General features: G+C 46.9%; 1 protein-coding gene. It reads left to right on the forward strand.

The genetic code is table 11. The features are described from left to right. Positions 1 to 124: 124 nt before the first annotated feature. A partial coding sequence (gene bla / locus CKO23_RS24930) for a class A beta-lactamase (protein ID WP_200336262.1) occupies positions 125 to 836 on the forward strand: 712 nt, incomplete at its 3' end.

Consider the following 836-nt stretch of genomic DNA (forward strand, 5'->3'; position numbering starts at 1 on the left):
CACTTTTCGGGGAAATGTGCGCGGAACCCCTATTTGTTTATTTTTCTAAATACATTCAAATATGTATCCGCTCATGAGACAATAACCCTGATAAATGCTTCAATAATATTGAAAAAGGAAGAGTATGAGTATTCAACATTTCCGTGTCGCCCTTATTCCCTTTTTTGCGGCATTTTGCCTTCCTGTTTTTGCTCACCCAGAAACGCTGGTGAAAGTAAAAGATGCTGAAGATCAGTTGGGTGCACGAGTGGGTTACATCGAACTGGATCTCAACAGCGGTAAGATCCTTGAGAGTTTTCGCCCCGAAGAACGTTTTCCAATGATGAGCACTTTTAAAGTTCTGCTATGTGGCGCGGTATTATCCCGTGTTGACGCCGGGCAAGAGCAACTCGGTCGCCGCATACACTATTCTCAGAATGACTTGGTTGAGTACTCACCAGTCACAGAAAAGCATCTTACGGATGGCATGACAGTAAGAGAATTATGCAGTGCTGCCATAACCATGAGTGATAACACTGCGGCCAACTTACTTCTGACAACGATCGGAGGACCGAAGGAGCTAACCGCTTTTTTGCACAACATGGGGGATCATGTAACTCGCCTTGATCGTTGGGAACCGGAGCTGAATGAAGCCATACCAAACGACGAGCGTGACACCACGATGCCTGCAGCAATGGCAACAACGTTGCGCAAACTATTAACTGGCGAACTACTTACTCTAGCTTCCCGGCAACAATTAATAGACTGGATGGAGGCGGATAAAGTTGCAGGACCACTTCTGCGCTCGGCCCTTCCGGCTGGCTGGTTTATTGCTGATAAATCTGGAGCCGGTGAGC

The organism is Thiocystis violacea (assembly GCF_016583565.1).
Taxonomy (GTDB): Bacteria; Pseudomonadota; Gammaproteobacteria; order Chromatiales; family Chromatiaceae; genus Thiorhodococcus; species Thiorhodococcus violaceus_A.